The organism is Bacillus sp. C1, from assembly GCF_054570475.1.
The window spans coordinates 288,338-303,820 of sequence record NZ_JBTMZT010000001.1 but is presented as its reverse complement, the minus strand read 5'-3'; the positions used below and the strand labels follow the sequence as shown (position 1 = coordinate 303,820).

The 15,483-nt window shown below is 37.4% G+C and carries 16 protein-coding genes; 2 read left to right on the top strand and 14 right to left on the bottom strand.

From position 1 onward, the window contains the following. The first annotated feature begins 128 nt into the window (after window positions 1–128). Entirely contained in the window at window positions 129–884 is a 756-nt protein-coding gene (locus ACX5JI_RS01540) for an HAD family hydrolase (protein ID WP_459499349.1), read from the top strand. A gap of 173 nt (window positions 885–1,057) precedes the next feature. Here the strand turns inward: ACX5JI_RS01540 and ACX5JI_RS01535 are convergent, their stop codons facing one another. The 10 genes from ACX5JI_RS01535 to ACX5JI_RS01490 all read right to left on the bottom strand — a co-directional run bounded on the left by ACX5JI_RS01535 (window position 1,058) and on the right by ACX5JI_RS01490 (window position 11,079). Then, a complete protein-coding gene (locus ACX5JI_RS01535) occupies window positions 1,058–1,453 on the bottom strand; it encodes an ankyrin repeat domain-containing protein (RefSeq protein ID WP_459499348.1) in 396 nt (131 codons plus the stop codon). Further along, entirely contained in the window at window positions 1,420–2,238 is an 819-nt protein-coding gene (gene fpuC / locus ACX5JI_RS01530; protein WP_459499347.1) for a petrobactin ABC transporter ATP-binding protein FpuC, read from the bottom strand. The genes ACX5JI_RS01535 and fpuC overlap by 34 nt, the downstream gene beginning before the upstream one ends. Next, on the bottom strand, window positions 2,225–3,253 hold the full coding sequence (locus tag ACX5JI_RS01525; RefSeq protein WP_459500251.1) for a FecCD family ABC transporter permease: 1,029 nt from the start codon (window positions 3,251–3,253) through the stop codon (window positions 2,225–2,227). Before ACX5JI_RS01525 ends, fpuC begins: the two co-directional genes overlap by 14 nt. A 5-nt stretch (window positions 3,254–3,258) precedes the next feature. After that, complete coding sequence (locus ACX5JI_RS01520; protein WP_459499346.1) at window positions 3,259–4,206, bottom strand: helical backbone metal receptor; 948 nt, start codon at window positions 4,204–4,206, stop codon at window positions 3,259–3,261. Between the two features lie 167 nt (window positions 4,207–4,373). Continuing rightward, window positions 4,374–4,601, bottom strand: a complete 228-nt coding sequence (locus ACX5JI_RS01515; protein ID WP_459499345.1) for a YrhC family protein — start codon at window positions 4,599–4,601, stop codon at window positions 4,374–4,376. A gap of 126 nt (window positions 4,602–4,727) precedes the next feature. Next, window positions 4,728–7,331: a bifunctional acetaldehyde-CoA/alcohol dehydrogenase gene (gene adhE, locus ACX5JI_RS01510; RefSeq protein ID WP_459499344.1), complete on the bottom strand. Its 2,604-nt coding sequence runs from the start codon at window positions 7,329–7,331 to the stop codon at window positions 4,728–4,730. 258 nt (window positions 7,332–7,589) lie between these two features. Then, complete coding sequence (locus tag ACX5JI_RS01505) at window positions 7,590–8,723, bottom strand: bifunctional cystathionine gamma-lyase/homocysteine desulfhydrase (RefSeq protein WP_459499343.1); 1,134 nt, start codon at window positions 8,721–8,723, stop codon at window positions 7,590–7,592. Between the two features lies 1 nt (window position 8,724). Further along, window positions 8,725–9,648: an O-acetylserine dependent cystathionine beta-synthase gene (locus tag ACX5JI_RS01500; RefSeq protein WP_459499342.1), complete on the bottom strand. Its 924-nt coding sequence runs from the start codon at window positions 9,646–9,648 to the stop codon at window positions 8,725–8,727. A gap of 82 nt (window positions 9,649–9,730) precedes the next feature. Beyond that, entirely contained in the window at window positions 9,731–10,426 is a 696-nt protein-coding gene (gene mtnN, locus ACX5JI_RS01495; RefSeq protein ID WP_459499341.1) for a 5'-methylthioadenosine/S-adenosylhomocysteine nucleosidase, read from the bottom strand. A gap of 14 nt (window positions 10,427–10,440) precedes the next feature. After that, window positions 10,441–11,079 carry a class I SAM-dependent DNA methyltransferase gene (locus ACX5JI_RS01490; protein ID WP_459499340.1) on the bottom strand — a complete coding sequence of 213 codons (639 nt, stop codon included), beginning with the start codon at window positions 11,077–11,079 and terminating at the stop codon, window positions 10,441–10,443. A gap of 137 nt (window positions 11,080–11,216) precedes the next feature. Between ACX5JI_RS01490 and ACX5JI_RS01485 the strand changes: the two genes are divergently transcribed. After that, the gene (locus ACX5JI_RS01485) at window positions 11,217–11,432 is read left to right on the top strand and encodes a YrzA family protein (RefSeq protein ID WP_459499339.1); all 216 of its coding nucleotides are present in this window, start codon (window positions 11,217–11,219) and stop codon (window positions 11,430–11,432) included. A 34-nt stretch (window positions 11,433–11,466) separates the two neighbouring features. Here ACX5JI_RS01485 and ACX5JI_RS01480 read toward each other — a convergent pair whose 3' ends face one another. The 4 genes from ACX5JI_RS01480 to udk form a co-directional block, all read right to left on the bottom strand. After that, window positions 11,467–12,099 carry a YrrS family protein gene (locus ACX5JI_RS01480; RefSeq protein ID WP_459499338.1) on the bottom strand — a complete coding sequence of 211 codons (633 nt, stop codon included), beginning with the start codon at window positions 12,097–12,099 and terminating at the stop codon, window positions 11,467–11,469. 116 nt (window positions 12,100–12,215) lie between these two features. Next, the gene (locus ACX5JI_RS01475) at window positions 12,216–13,970 is read right to left on the bottom strand and encodes a peptidoglycan D,D-transpeptidase FtsI family protein (protein ID WP_459499336.1); all 1,755 of its coding nucleotides are present in this window, start codon (window positions 13,968–13,970) and stop codon (window positions 12,216–12,218) included. Between the two features lie 104 nt (window positions 13,971–14,074). Then, window positions 14,075–14,551 (bottom strand): transcription elongation factor GreA, encoded by a 477-nt coding sequence (gene greA / locus ACX5JI_RS01470; protein WP_459499335.1) that lies wholly within the window; start codon window positions 14,549–14,551, stop codon window positions 14,075–14,077. A gap of 287 nt (window positions 14,552–14,838) precedes the next feature. Continuing rightward, the gene (udk, locus tag ACX5JI_RS01465) at window positions 14,839–15,477 is read right to left on the bottom strand and encodes a uridine kinase (RefSeq protein WP_459499334.1); all 639 of its coding nucleotides are present in this window, start codon (window positions 15,475–15,477) and stop codon (window positions 14,839–14,841) included. Between the last annotated feature and the right edge of the window lie 6 nt (window positions 15,478–15,483).

The window sequence follows — 15,483 nt, the reverse complement described above, 5'->3', positions numbered from 1 at the left end:
GGAAAATCAAAATGGATTTATATATAGCAATATCTTCAGTTGTAGAAATTTTAAATCTTCCCTTGACCTGTAATGCATTTCAGAATGTACAGTTTATGGTAACTATTATAAACGAGGTGACATGAAATATGGGGAAAATTCAAATTTTAAAGAAGATCATTGATGCAAAAGCTGTTGCTTTTGATAAAGATGGTACATTATTTCAGGCCATTCCCTTTTGGTATGAAATTGATCGGTTGCGAAAAGATAAGTTCTTTCAAATTGCCGGTGGAACATATCAATCACTTTGGGAGAATGCAGTTGGTTTTATTCCACCGGACCAAATTGATTTTAAGGGGCTGTTAGCAGTTGCATCTGAGGAAGAAGAGATTATTGTTGTCGCTAGTCTCTTATATCAAACTACAAAATATCCATGGCATCATTGTAAAGAACTCGCTACTACCATATTTGAAGAAAGTAATGAACAATTATCCATTGAACAAGCTTTTCACCCTATTCAAGGGATAACTGAATGCATCACTTCTTTGCAAAAAGAAGGAATATACACAGGTATTCTTACCTCAGACAATAAAGTGAGAACAAAAAAGTGTATTGATTTACTTAACATAGCACCTCTTCATTTTCTCTTTACTCCCGAAGATGTAGAGAATGGAAAACCTCATCCAGAAATGATTATAAAAGCATGTAGACAACTTAATATTCAACCAAATGAACTCGTAATGATTGGAGATACTATCGTCGATGTAAAAATGGCCAAAGATGCTGGGAGTATTGCTGTCGGTATTGCAAATCATGAACATGCTATAAAAGAACTAACACCTTATGCAGATTTTATTATTACGGATTACAATGATATACAAGTTTTCACGAAAAAAAAGCAGTAGACCAAAATTCGTCTACTGCATCCATATTATAACTAGTATAAAGAAAACTACAACTCTGAGGGGGGTGTAGGATTTCCATGTATATACTAGGTATTTATCCCGTTCTAACGGGCGGTAAACCTCTTATTCAAAAGTAAGAGATTTACCGCCCATAAGAACCTTTTTTTCTTCCTCTATATAAGAGCGGTTACATATTCAAAAACATGATGAGCTGCTTCACCGCCCATTCTAGCATGCTGAATAAGAGGAATACCGTGTGGTCCCGCTGTACGTAAAGCATCTGGCTGCGCTACTAAAATCGCTTGAACGATTTCAAGTTTTCCAAGCATCGCTGCTGCAAAAATATCCATACGCGCTCCTTTTTCTAATAAATAAAGGGCAATATCACTTCGGCCTACATGTGCCGCTGCTCCTAATGCACTTTCCCAGTCTGCTCCGCCCCAGTTATAAGAAGCGTGGAGCAAACTCGGATATTCATCTAACAGCTCCTGTACCCTCTCGAAATCTCCATGAGCTGCCATCACAAACTCTCTTACTAATTCAGTGGTAATACGTGTTTCTGTGTGCATCGCTCTTCTCCTTTTTCACAAATTCGTTTCGGGGTAAAAAATGGCTTGTCACTCCCTTGAAAAATGTCAACTTCAATTCCAAAAACGTGCTGAAACATTTGATGACATAAAACACACTCTGGAACTCCGTCGTATTGGATTTCACCTTGTTTTAAAACGAGTAAACGGTCGCTATACTGAGCGGCTTGGTTAATATCATGAAGAACCATTACAATTGTCATACCAAACTCTGCATTTAATCGTTTGACAAGTTCCATAACTTCTAACTGATGAACGATATCCAAAAAGGTTGTTGGCTCATCTAGTAATAAAACATTCGTACGCTGCGCAAGCGTCATAGCAATCCAAGCACGTTGCCGCTCTCCACCTGATAAAGACTGCAAAAGGCGATATTCATATCCTTCTAACTTCGTAACAGATAACGCCCAAGTAACAATCTCTTCATCCTCTTTACTTAAGCGGCTGTTCCATGACTTATGAGGTCCTCTCCCAAACTCCACTAATTCTTTGACTGTTAAATCTAACTGATGATCCTGCATTTGTGGGAGCATCGCTAACTGCTTCGCAACATCTGCACTTTTCATACGATGGATATTTTCCCCATCTAAAACAATTTCGCCCGTGCCAGGATCAAGTAATCTTGCTATTAAGCGTAGCAGTGTAGATTTCCCTGAACCATTTGGTCCAATTAAACTAACAATCTCACCCGCTTTAATATGTACATTCATCTTTTGAAGTTGAAATCTTTCTGAATGACGATAAGATACTTCTTTAACGGAAAGCACTTTTTTTACCTCCTCTCTGAATTAAGTATAAGAAGAATGGACCGCCTAAAAAGGATAGTAAAATTCCGACAGGTAACTCAATCGGATCAAACCAACTTCTAGCAATAGCATCTGCAAAGACAACTAATACTCCACCGCCTAGGCAAGATAACGGTAATAAATACCGATAATCATTTCCAACTAACAGACGTAACATGTGAGGAACTACTAGCCCAACAAATCCAATCAACCCTGAAACACTTACCGCGATTCCAGCTAGTAATGTACTTACTACAATTAAGAAAAAACGACTTCGCTCTACGTTATGTCCAAGAAGCTTTGCCATTTCATCACCAAGCATAAGCACACGAATATGTTTAATACCAAAGAAAGCTAAATTAATCGCGAAAATCGCATAATAAATAATCATATTAAAATGTGCCCAACTTACACCACCAATTCCGCCTGCAAGCCACGGTAATACAGATTGTACTTTATCACTATGAAGTAGCATTAATGCTGAAGTTGCAGCACCTATTAAGGCATTTATTGAAACGCCAACGAGTACAATACGTGAAGGTGGTGCTCCTTTTTGCCACGATAAAGCGTAAATCACCATTGCCGTAATGAATGCTCCTAAAAATGCTCCTAGCGGAAGAAATGCCATGTGCTGTGGAAATAAAATCATAATTACGATTGCAACGAGCCCTGCGCCTGATGAAACACCTATAATTCCAGGATCAGCAAGAGGGTTTCTCATAACCCCTTGCAATAAAGAGCCTGATGCCGCTAAGCATGTACCTACGATAAATCCAACAAGCACGCGCGGAATTCGAAGATCCCACACAATTCGGTGTACTATCGAATTTTCATCTTGTATACCTTCTGCAATGTCTTGTAACGAAAAAGATAAACTCCCTGCAACGAGTCCATAAAAAAGAGCAAGAACAGTTAATACAATTAAACTAACCGTCAAAATCCATCTTTTCTTTGCGAAAGGATGTACGGTTTCTTTTCCTACTACATCACTCTGCATGCTCATCATTTCCTTACATCTTGTATGCTTTTATACATAAAGTCCATTGCTTCCGTTACTTTCGTCCCAGGATTTGAACCAAATAAATCTGGTGGTAAAATGACAACGCGGTTTTGTTTCACTGCTTCTAAGTTTTTCCAAGCTTCGTTTTTCATCATTTCACCTTCAAATGCTTTCTTCACCCCAGCAGGATCGCCGTGTGTAACTAAGTAAATAACATCTGGATTTGCTTCAATAATCCGTTCTACGCTTAGTTGTGCGTACTGCGGGTACTCTTTCATTTTTGGAAACTCAGCAGCAATGTTCTTCCCGCCTGTTTTTTCTAAAATATCACCTGATAACGAATTTGGTAATGCGGCTAAGTATGTACCTGGAGCTCCGTAAACTAGCAATGCCTTTACATCCGTCTTTTTCTCATATTTTTTCATTTGATTATTTATTTTTTCATTTAATTCCTTTGCTTTATCTTCTTTCTGCATTAATGTTCCGTATATATCAATACTCTTCTGAATGTCTTTCACAGAATTAGCTGAGGATATCATTACTTTTGTTCCTTGTCCCTCAACTGTTGGTATATTTTTTTGGAATCCGTTATTTGCTACAAGAAGATCTGGCTTCAAACTAGCAATTTGCTCAAAGTTTGGTTGATGCGCATTCCCAATTACTTGTGCCTTCTTTAAATCATCTGGAAGTGTTATTTTCGTATCTGGACGACCGATAATCTTACCACCTAATGTATGAATGATGTCCATATCGCCAACACTTAACGTAGCAAACGTTTTTGGCGCTTTATCAAATGTTACTTTTCTGTCTGAGAAGTCTGTAATCCCGATTTGTTTTTTTTCTTTGTCTGTTTTTGTTGCAGACGCTTTTTCGCTTTCTTTTGCACTGCAACCAATTAGCAAGAAAAAAATTGAACAGATCGCTGTAAACAGCACTATATATTTTTTCATTTCCCCACCTCTAATTGATAATGATAATCACTAACTACCATTCTACTTTAATTGATAAGGATTATCATTGTCAACAAAAACGCATACATTTTCTACAAAATTTTACTTTATACTAAAAAAACGCCACAAAAAGATCCTCTCTTTTCGTAGCGTTTCATCTATTAATCTCATTCATATCCGTTCTCCTCTAACCTATCACGCAGTGCTTTCACACGTTTAAAGAAGAAAAAAGAAGTGCCTAAAAACAAAACAATTGCCCCCATTAGAACAAAAGATTGCATTGATTCTTTTGTTTCACTTGGAATCAATAAACCAATCATTAAAAATGTAGCTAACGCGAGAAGAACTTGACCAAAGCGCGTATAATCTGCTATTTTCTGTTGTAATTCTTCCATACTTCTATCACTCCTCCCTCTCACTGTATCATATTCTAATAGTCTCTAAGGCAAGTAAATACAGCCAATGAGGGAGAAGTTTTCCAAAGTAAAAGAGCCGCTAAAAATACGGCTCTTTCTCATTTATTACACCCCTTTGTACGCTTCCATATATACCTCTTTTAGCTCTGAAATAAGCGGTAATTTTGGATTTGCTGTTGTACACTGATCTTCAAAAGCTCTCTCTGCTAATATGCCAACAACTTCTTCAAATACTTCTTGTTCCACACCTTGTCCAGCGATGCTCATGTTCATATTTAATTCTTTTCCGAGAGCAATAATCGCTTGTACGAGTGATTCTATTCCTTCTTCCACTGTACTCGCTGGAAGTCCGAGCATTCTTGCAATATAGGCATAGCGCTCGTCAGCAACAAAATGCTCATATTTTGGGAATAATGCGTGTTTTCTTGGTTTGATTGCATTATAACGAATAACATGTGGCATTAAGATTGCGTTAGCACGTCCGTGCGGAATATGAAACTCTGGACCCATTTTATGGGCCAAGCTATGGTTAATGCCAAGAAATGCATTGGCAAACGCCATGCCAGCAATCGCAGAAGCGTTATGCATTTTCTCACGCGCTTCTTCATCATTCCCATCTTTATATGCTCTTGGTAAATATTTAAATACAAGATCAATCGCTTTTAATGCTAAACCATCTGTATAATCATTTGCCATAATAGACACGTATGCTTCAATTGCATGTGTTAATACATCCATACCAGTGTCTGCAGTTACATGCGGCGGTACCGTCATGACAAATTGCGGATCGACAATTGCTACGTCTGGTGTTAATTCATAATCAGCAAGTGGGTATTTTATATTGTTCTTTTTATCTGTAATAACTGCAAATGGTGTCACTTCTGATCCTGTCCCTGATGTTGTTGGAATCGCAACAAATTGTGCCTTATTTCCAAGCTTCGGATATTTACATGTCCGTTTTCTTATATCTAAAAACTTTTGCTTAATTCCAAAGAATGTTGTTTCTGGGTGTTCATAGAAAAGCCACATTCCTTTTGCTGCATCCATTGCTGATCCGCCGCCAAGCGCAATAATTACATCAGGTTTGAAACTTCTCATCATTTCAGCACCTTTAAAAACGGTTTCATCCGATGGATCTGGCTCTACTTCAAAGAACACTTCCACTTTCACATCATTTGTATGTTTACGTAAATAATGAGTTACTGTATCCACATAACCATGCTCAACCATTCCAGGATCCGTTACAATAAATGCGCGTGAAATATTTGGCATATTTGCTAAATATCCTGTCGCATGTTTTTCAAAATAGATTTTGGGTGGTAACTTGAACCACTGCATATTCTTTTTTCTGCTTGCAAGTCTTTTTATATTCAATAGATGCGTTGCCGTTACGTTTTGAGAAACCGAGTTCTTTCCATAGGAACCGCAGCCAAGTGTAAGCGATGGAACAAATGCATTATATATATCCCCAATTCCACCCTGTGATGATGGTGCGTTTACAATGAGACGGCACGCTTTCATACGTAAACCAAATTGCTTTTGTACTTCCTTATTTGTCGAATGAATAACCGCCGAATGTCCTAAACCCCCTAGCTCTAACATTCCCACGCAATGTTTGAATCCTTCTTCTAATGAATTTGCTTTCACGCAAGCTAATACTGGGCTTAACTTTTCACGAGACAATGGATACTCTGCACCTACTCCTTTAATTTCAGCCACAAGCATCTTTGTATCTTCTGGTACAATAATGCCCACTAATGCCGCAATATAACAAGCTGATTTTCCAACGATATCACTATTTACTGCACATGTATTTTCATTAATGACAAGCTTCTCTAGTTTTTTACATTCATCCTCTGTTACAAAATAACAATTATTGGCCCTCATTTCTTCTTTCACATCATTGTAAATTTCTTTGTCTACAATGATCGCTTGTTCAGAGGCACAAATCATACCATTATCAAATGTTTTTGATAAAATCAAATCATTTACAGCACGCTTTACATGTGCTGATTTTTCTATATAACAAGGTACGTTTCCCGGTCCTACGCCTAGAGCTGGTTTACCAGTAGAATACGCTGATTTCACCATTCCTGCGCCTCCAGTTGCTAAAACGAGTGCAACACCTTCGTGATTCATTAATTGCTTTGTTGCCTCAACAGAAGGTTTTTCGATCCATTGAATACAGCCCTTTGGCGCACCGGCCTTCACTGCTGCATCGCGTAACGTTTTTGCCGCTGCGACCGAACAGTTTTGTGCGGATGGATGAAATGCGAAAATAATCGGATTTCTTGTTTTCATTGCGATTAACGCTTTAAACATCGTTGTCGAAGTCGGATTCGTAACTGGTGTTACCCCAGCAACTACACCGACTGGTTCTGCGATTTCTATGATTTCTTCATGAGGATCCTCATGAATGATTCCTACTGTTTTATCCCGTTTCATACTGTGCCAAATATATTCAGTGGCAAAAATATTCTTGATGCATTTGTCTTCATATACACCGCGCCCAGTTTCCTCAACAGCCATTTTCGCAAGTGGCATATGTTGGTCTACACCTGCAAGTGCCATTTCATGTACAATGTTGTCAATTTGCTCTTGTGTAAAATCCTCTAATGCTTGTAATGCTACCTGACCGTTCTTCACTAACGTATCGATCATTTCTGTTACTTTTTGCATCTCATTTACAACTTTCTCTTTGACTACCATGTGACTTCCTCCTATTCTGCTATACGGTCTATAAACGTCCCTCAGGGTCTTAATAAGTCCCAATTAGCATAAAAAAATAGAATTACTCTTCCTACATGAACCTCTTCATTTGTGAAGTTTTTCACAAATGAACGTATGAAGCATCATTTCATGAATTTACTATACACGAAATATTTTAAATTGTGCGTGTCTATTTTGTGAAACTTTTCACAAAATATTTTTTTAAAAAGCACTGCCTCTTTAAGCAGTGCCCTTTCCTTATGCCAACGCTTGTGCTAAATCTTCAATCAAATCTTCGCCATCTTCAATGCCGACAGAAATACGAATTAATGTATCAGTAATGCCTAACTCTTTACGACGATCTGCCGGAATAGATGCATGTGTCATTTGTGACGGAATAGAAATTAAACTTTCAACTGCTCCTAAACTTTCAGCAAGTGTAAAGTACTGCAATTTTTCAAGCACGTTGTTTAGCGTTTCTTCACTATCTACATCAAATGAAATAATTGCACCGTAACCGTTTGCTTGCTCAGTTGCTAATGCATGATTTGGATGTGATTCAAGACCTGGATAGTATACTTTATTAACTTTTGGATGATTATTTAAAAACTCAGCAATCGCACGTGAATTTGTTTCATGTTCTTCCATACGAATTCCTAATGTTTTTAAACCACGAAGTAATAAGAAGCTATCTTGTGGCCCAAGAATACCACCTGTTGAGTTTTGAACAAAATGAAGGTCTTCTGCTAATTGTGGACTATTTACAACAACTAATCCAGCGACAACATCACTATGTCCGCCTAAATATTTCGTTGCGCTATGAAGAACAATATCTGCTCCTAAAGAAATCGGTGACTGCCAATACGGCGTCATGAATGTGTTATCAATAATTGTGAGTAGTCCTTTTTCTTTTGCAAATGCGGAAATTTGCTTAATATCTGTAATTTTTAATAATGGGTTTGTTGGCGTTTCCACATAGATTGCTTTTGTATTTGAACGAACTGCTTCGGCTACTTTGTTTATATTTGTTGTATCAACAAATGTATGCTCGATCCCAAAACGATTCAATATTTTTGTAATCACGCGATATGTTCCGCCGTATACGTCATCTGTTAAAATGACATGATCTCCTTTTGAGAACAACATAATCGTTGCTGTAATAGCAGCCATCCCTGAACCGAAAGCAAATCCTGCATGGCCGTTTTCAAGTACAGCGATCATTTCTTCTAATGCTGAACGCGTCGGATTTCCTGTACGTGAATATTCATACCCTTGATGCTTACCAACTGCTTCTTGTTTGTACGTACTTGTTTGATAGATTGGTACGTTTACAGATCCAGTTGAAGGTTCTCCTATACGAATACCATGAATTAATTTTGTTTTTGCTCTCATTTTATTCCCATCCTTTGTATATATGTTTACTTAAATAACGCTCACTACTATCTGGAAAAATCGTTACAATATTTGTACCTGGTTTTGCCTTTTCGGCCTCTAATAAGCTCGCATGGAATGCCGCTCCCGAAGAACTACCTACAAGAAGACCTTCTTTCTGGGCTAATTCTTTCACGCGTCTAAATGCATTTCGGTCAGAAATTGTATGAATTCCATCAAAATACGATGGCTTTAAAAATGGTGGAATAAACTCAAGACCAATCCCTTCTGTTTCATGTAAACCAGCTTCACCACCATTTAAAATAGATCCTTCCGGTTCTACAATCACAGTCTTAATTTTATTATTCTTTTCTTTTAAATATGATGCAGTCCCCATAAAGGTTCCTCCAGTACCTGCACCCGCTACAAATATATGAATTTCTCCATCCAACGCGTACCACAGTTCAGGTCCTAACGTTTTAAAATAGGCACGTGGGTTTGCATCATTCGCAAATTGACTTGGAGAATATGAATTTGGAATTTCTTTTACTAATTCTTTTGCTTTTTGAATTGCACCGGTCATCCCTTGTTCAGTTGGTGTATGCACCACTGTTGCACCGAGCGCTTTCATTAGCTCTTGTTTTTCAATGCTAAATTTCTCTGGTACACAAACAATCACACGCAAATCGTGCTGCTGTGCAGCAAGTGCTAGTCCAATGCCAGTATTCCCTGCCGTCGGTTCGATAATCGTTCCCCCTGGCATTACAAGCCCTCTTTCTAGTGCATCTTCAATCAATTCTCTTCCTAAGCGATCTTTCACACTTCCACCTGGATTATAAAATTCAAGTTTTGCAAATAAACGAACGCCCTCTGGAAGTGAAAAACGAGTAATTTCTACAATCGGTGTATGACCGATTAATTCATGAACCCCACGATATACCTTCATCGTGTTCTCCTCCTCATTTGCCAATAAAGAAAAGGCAACTGTATGTACTTTCTTTATATGAGACAGTTGCCTTTTTGTTACATTACTTTAACTCTTCTAATACTTTTATAATAAAGTTTGTAGAATGAAGAGCTGCTTGATCTAAAAATTGGTCGAATGACACATTTGACTCTTTACCAGCAATATCAGAAAGTGCACGAATAATTACAAATGGAACGTTATATTGATGGCAAACTTGTGCAACAGCTGCTGCTTCCATTTCTACTGCGTAAAGATTTTCAAATTTATCACGGATTGCCGCAACACGGTTTGGATCGCTCATAAATGAATCGCCTGTTGCAATCATTCCTTTCACAACTTGAATATTCTCTTCAGCCTTCATACATTTCTCTGCTAGTGCAACTAATGCTTCATCAGCCGTAAATCCTGGTGGCATCCCTGGTACTTGCCCGTATTCATAATCAAATGCAGTTACATCCACGTCATGATGACGAACTTCTGTTGAAATAACAACATCTCCAACATTTAAAGATTGATGGAATCCACCGGCTGAACCAGTATTAATTACTTTTTCAGGTTGATATCTCTCTAGTAAAATTGTCGTTGACATTGCAGCATTTACTTTACCAATACCAGACTTTAACAAGATTACTTCATGCCCTGCCAATAGCCCCTTTGTAAATTCACAACCTGCAACAGTTTCTGTCTCTGCTTGTTCTAATTTGTCACGTAAAATACGTACTTCTTCTTCCATTGCTCCAATTACAGCAATTCTCAATCTAATCCCTCTTCCTATTGCTTAGTTGCTTCCATTACCCAAACGAAATGATTTAATCTCGTAAACGTTACATGGAAGCCATTGTTTTCAAAAATAGATTGCATGATCGGAATACGTGTATAGTACTCTGTTTGCAAATCATTTGCTAACTGATGAAATCCTCTTTGCTTTGCTGTTTCAACAGTTTTATTATATGCTTCTTGATCTGCAAATATCGTATCAGCAAACACTATTTTACCACCTTTGTTTAGCAATTGACTATACTTCGCAATTGCGACATCTTTTTCAGCATCTGTTAAATGATGAAATGCATAGGTGCTCACAATGGTATCAACCGTATTTGGGGCGTTAAATTCCAGAAAATCTCCCTCTGTAATTGAAACTTCTTTTGGCAATTTTTCTTTTGCAATTGCACGCATTTCACGTGACGGCTCTATGCCGTAAACAGTATGGCCAGCAAGTAATAGTTGATTTGTTAAATTGCCAGTACCCACACCAAATTCTAATACATGTCCAAATGATTTGTTTACTACATCCTCTAAAATCTCCTCATAATGAGCGAAGACTTCTTTATATTGTATATCTTCGCCTTGTACGAACGAATCGTACGTATGAGCCCATTCATCAAATAAACCGTTAAATTCTGTACCCATATAAAATTCCCCTTTTTCTTATCGGTTTTATCAGTATGATATGCCCAAATGGCAGAAATGTCAATTGAAATGTACATGGTATTTCCTTCTTTTCTTTGTTACACTTAACTTGATTACAGAGGAGAGGAGCGGTCTTCATGTCATTCACCTTTGAAATGCTGGAAGATAAAGTTGAATTTTTTGAAGCTACAAATTTAGTTTCTTTAGAAAAAAAAATTAACGAGCAAATTGATAATAACAAAGCACTTATGCTGGAAGTTCATCACATTTCTCACCAAATGGCAATGGACACTGAAAGTAAAAGACCATATTACAGCGCTGTTGTTCATTTTAAATTAAAAAAATTACGCTAAATTAAAAAAGAGAGGTTCTAAGAACCTCTCTTTTTTAATTTAGCGTTTGAACAAGTACTGGTTTCCAGCCCTCATTCTCTACCCAATCGATATTTACATAATACCTTTTACCCGTTTGTCTATCTTGAACATCGCCGTAAGCTTTACTCGTACCCGTTCTATCCCTACCAACCTTGTGAAGAACCCATTGCTCTTCTGGGAATTCAACAGCAGTAGAAATCGCTTTTATCATCTCATTCCAATCTGCTGAACCTTTTTGAAATGTCATTGCCGGTGCTGCTCCTTGCGTCGTACCAACTGGCTTCCAAGAAGCTTTTGTATAAGCATCTGTTGCTTTAGATAATGTTTTTTCAGCTGCAACTTTTTCATTTGCTTTCGCTTCTTCCTCAGCCTTTTTCTTCTCTTCTTCCTCTTTTTTCTTCTCTTCATCTAGTTTTGCTTGTTCTTCATTTTCTTTATCTTTATTTTTCTCAGCTTTACTCTCTTTCTTCATCGTTTCCTGAGAAACTTTCGTTTGTTGAGAAGATGCTTTCTCCTGTGTCTCAGGAGCAAACAATTGATACGCCACAATAGCTACCGCTAACAATACGATAGCAATCGCAATATTTAAAACACCGTTGTGACGACGTTTTTGTTGTTTCTGTTGAAATCTAGATCCTCCTGCCATTCTTCAAACCTCCATGCAGTTTTTCCTACTTGCTATTGTAACATTAAATCTAAAAAGGTTGAACAACTACAATAATATTTTAACGAATTGAAAACATTTGATAATAAATTGCAAGATTACCCTCTTCTTTCTAGGTAGGCAATCTCTTCTACAAACTCTTTAAAAATCGTTGTGACAGCATTTTGTTCACTATTTGTCTCTAAGTCAACGACTACTAGTGCATATCTTGGGTTTTCGTACGGGAAATAACCCGCAAACCAGCGATTTACACGATTCCCTTTTCCCGTTTGGGCCGTTCCCGATTTTCCAGCTATAGATAACGGTAATGATTGAAACGCAGTTCCCGTTCCTTTTTCTATCGTTACTACTTTTCTTAATAATGTTTGCACTTGTTTCATCGTGCTATAGGAGAGTTGTTTCCCTTCCAGTTTATGATCTTTAAACTGAAATAATCTTGTTCCGTTTTTATACCGAATTTCTTTTACAGCTTTTACTTCTTTCTTCTCTCCATTTCTTGCAATCGTCGCCATCATATTTGCAACCGCTAAAGGAGATATTTTTACATCCTTTTGTCCAATTGCCGTTTGGGCGATAGCTCTTTGACTCCGCTTATTTTCTTCGCCATTCCAAACGGTTGCTTTTCCCTCTTCTATGAGCTGTTTAAATAAAGACGTATGAAACGCTTGCCCTTTCCATCCTACCACTCTACTGGCTCCTAGCGCTTCTAAATACGTTTCCATTACACGCTTATCCTTTTGCATCAATTCAGCACCCAGCACAGCAAATGTTCTATTACAACTCCTAGCAAAACTCTCTGTAAAGCTTAATTTTCCCATCATAACTTGCGGGAGATTTTCACCATATAGATCTGTATCACAATTAAACATACGCTGAGACTGAATCATATCATTGTCAATTGCCGCAGCTGCTATTACTGTTTTAAAAACAGATCCTGGAAAATGAGGTGTTAACATTTGATTTTCCATCGTTGTTTCATATGTACGCTTATCATTCATCTGTAAAGATGGTTTACTTACCATTGCAACAATTTCACTCTTTTTCACGTCAAGTAATACTAATCCACCTTTTTTGATTCCATTCATGTCTACAATTTCTTCTGCCTTTTGTTGCAAAGATTTTTCTATCGTTGTTTGAATCGTAATTGGATAAAAGGGGTTGCCTGGAGATGTATATTTTGCACGTTTCCCAAAAATCGGTTCTCCCTGCCTGTCTACTTGATATAGCACTTTCGTTTCACCATCAGTCATTAAAAATTCATCAAACGATCGCTGTAAACCGGAAATACCAATCTTTGTTTGGTTAGATTGATTTTTTAGTTCCTCATATCGTTTTTTTAATTCCTTCTCGTTTTCTCCGACTACGCCAATCAGATGCTCCGCTTCCGATAGTTGTTTCATCCTTACTTCAGTGGCTACCATACCTAACATATCAATACGATTCACACGTTCCATTTGTTCTTTTGTTAATCGAAACGGACGATCCCCCCGTTGAAATATAAATGGCTTCCTCTTCCCTTTCATCTGCATCCCTATTTCCTGTCCCGACACACCAATCATATGCGCTACTTTCTCTAACATGTCATTTTTTATTTGTAAAAATGGAAAAACAACTAAAACTGGATATGTATCTTCACCAAGGCTTTTTCCATTCCGATCTACAAAACGTCCTCTTCCATCGTCCACTGTAACTGCTTGTGTACGCTGAGTAACACTCTTTTCAATTAAATTAATATTCCTATCTGTAAATGACTCGGTAGCGATAATCTGTATTTGCATTAATCTAACAAGCAATAATAACATAATACATGTAAAACATAATAAAACGATCATAATTCTCTTCTTCATTCTCATAAAAAACACCCCATCTTTTCAGTTTAGACGAGGCGTTACTTCTTTTATACAAATCATTCTGTTCCTAAATAAAAAAGGTTCACTCACACGAGTGAACCTTTCTATTATTTTACAGAGATAATCTCTACTTGCATTTCTCCGCCTGGTGTTTGGATTGCTACTTTTTCACCAATTTGCTTGCCGAGTAAGCTTTTTGCGATTGGAGAATCGTTAGAAATTCTTCCTTCAAATGGATCAGCTTCTGCACTACCAACGATTGTGTAAGCTTCTTCATCTCCACCTGGTAATTCTTTAAATGTTACCGTTTTACCTAACGTTACAACTGTAGACTCTTCACCATTATCTTCAATGATAACTGCGTTACGAATCATGTTTTCTAGTTGTGTAATACGTCCCTCTACGAATGCTTGCTCATCTTTCGCTGCATCGTACTCTGAGTTCTCAGAAAGATCACCGAAGCTACGTGCGATTTTAATACGTTCTACAACTTCTTTACGTTTTACTGTTTTTAATTGCTCAAGTTCATTTTCTAACTTTTGTTTACCCTCTAATGTCATAGGGTATGTTTTTTCTGTTGCCATGTTTTCCACTCCTTTTATATACCAATCCCCCGAAAAAAAGAGGAGTTCAATATGAAAACTCCTCCGCTTTATCTTTATAGCGGAGGTTTCTAGTACATATGCACTAGTGGAGTTGTCACATACAACCCCGTATTTTCCAATTCTTCCTCATATAAAGAAGATATGTATGGAAAGTTCATATAAATATGTCCTCACCTATATATAGATGAGGTTGGCATGTTTCATTGTATTCGATAGGAAGGGAGAAAATCCCTTCCCCTTCCTATCGTATATCTTTTACTATGCTATTACAAATTCACTTTTTCTTCAAGAATTGTTGCAATTTTTGTAACCATAATATCAATTGCAACATGATTTTGTCCACCTTCTGGAATAATAATATCCGCAAACTTCTTAGAAGGCTCAATAAATTGGTTGTGCATTGGACGTACAACATTTACATATTGATCAATAACAGAATCCATTGTACGACCACGTTCTTTAATGTCACGTTGCATACGACGTAAAATGCGAAGGTCTGCATCTGTGTCAACAAACACTTTAATATCCATTAACTCACAAAGACGTGGGTCTTCTAAAATTAGAATCCCTTCTAAAATAATTACATCTTTCGGTTCTACTGGAATAATGTCTTCTGAACGTGTATGCAATGTGTAATCATACACAGGTTTCTCAACCGGCTTATACGCAAGCAGCTGATGTAAATGCTCAATTAGTAAGTCATTATCAAATGCTAATGGATGGTCGTAATTTGTTTTTAAACGCTCTTCCATCGGCAAATAGCTTTGATCTTTGTAATAATAATCTTGCTCCAAAATTAAAATGGAATGACCTTGAAATTGATCAAAAATTGCTTTTGTTACACTCGTTTTACCTGATCCTGAACCACCAGCAATTCCAATTACAACCGGTTTATTCGTCCCCATTCAACT

Coding starts and splice junctions, on each gene's coding strand:
- ACX5JI_RS01540 (WP_459499349.1), top strand. CDS start 129: ATGGGGAAAATTCAAATTTTAAAGAAGATCATTGATGCAAAAGCTGTT.
- ACX5JI_RS01535 (WP_459499348.1), bottom strand. CDS start 1,453: ATGCACACAGAAACACGTATTACCACTGAATTAGTAAGAGAGTTTGTG.
- ACX5JI_RS01525 (WP_459500251.1), bottom strand. CDS start 3,253: ATGCAGAGTGATGTAGTAGGAAAAGAAACCGTACATCCTTTCGCAAAG.
- ACX5JI_RS01520 (WP_459499346.1), bottom strand. CDS start 4,206: ATGAAAAAATATATAGTGCTGTTTACAGCGATCTGTTCAATTTTTTTC.
- ACX5JI_RS01515 (WP_459499345.1), bottom strand. CDS start 4,601: ATGGAAGAATTACAACAGAAAATAGCAGATTATACGCGCTTTGGTCAA.
- adhE (WP_459499344.1), bottom strand. CDS start 7,331: ATGGTAGTCAAAGAGAAAGTTGTAAATGAGATGCAAAAAGTAACAGAA.
- ACX5JI_RS01505 (WP_459499343.1), bottom strand. CDS start 8,723: ATGAGAGCAAAAACAAAATTAATTCATGGTATTCGTATAGGAGAACCT.
- ACX5JI_RS01500 (WP_459499342.1), bottom strand. CDS start 9,648: ATGAAGGTATATCGTGGGGTTCATGAATTAATCGGTCATACACCGATT.
- ACX5JI_RS01490 (WP_459499340.1), bottom strand. CDS start 11,079: ATGGGTACAGAATTTAACGGTTTATTTGATGAATGGGCTCATACGTAC.
- ACX5JI_RS01485 (WP_459499339.1), top strand. CDS start 11,217: ATGTCATTCACCTTTGAAATGCTGGAAGATAAAGTTGAATTTTTTGAA.
- ACX5JI_RS01480 (WP_459499338.1), bottom strand. CDS start 12,099: ATGGCAGGAGGATCTAGATTTCAACAGAAACAACAAAAACGTCGTCAC.
- ACX5JI_RS01475 (WP_459499336.1), bottom strand. CDS start 13,970: ATGAGAATGAAGAAGAGAATTATGATCGTTTTATTATGTTTTACATGT.
- greA (WP_459499335.1), bottom strand. CDS start 14,551: ATGGCAACAGAAAAAACATACCCTATGACATTAGAGGGTAAACAAAAG.
- udk (WP_459499334.1), bottom strand. CDS start 15,477: ATGGGGACGAATAAACCGGTTGTAATTGGAATTGCTGGTGGTTCAGGA.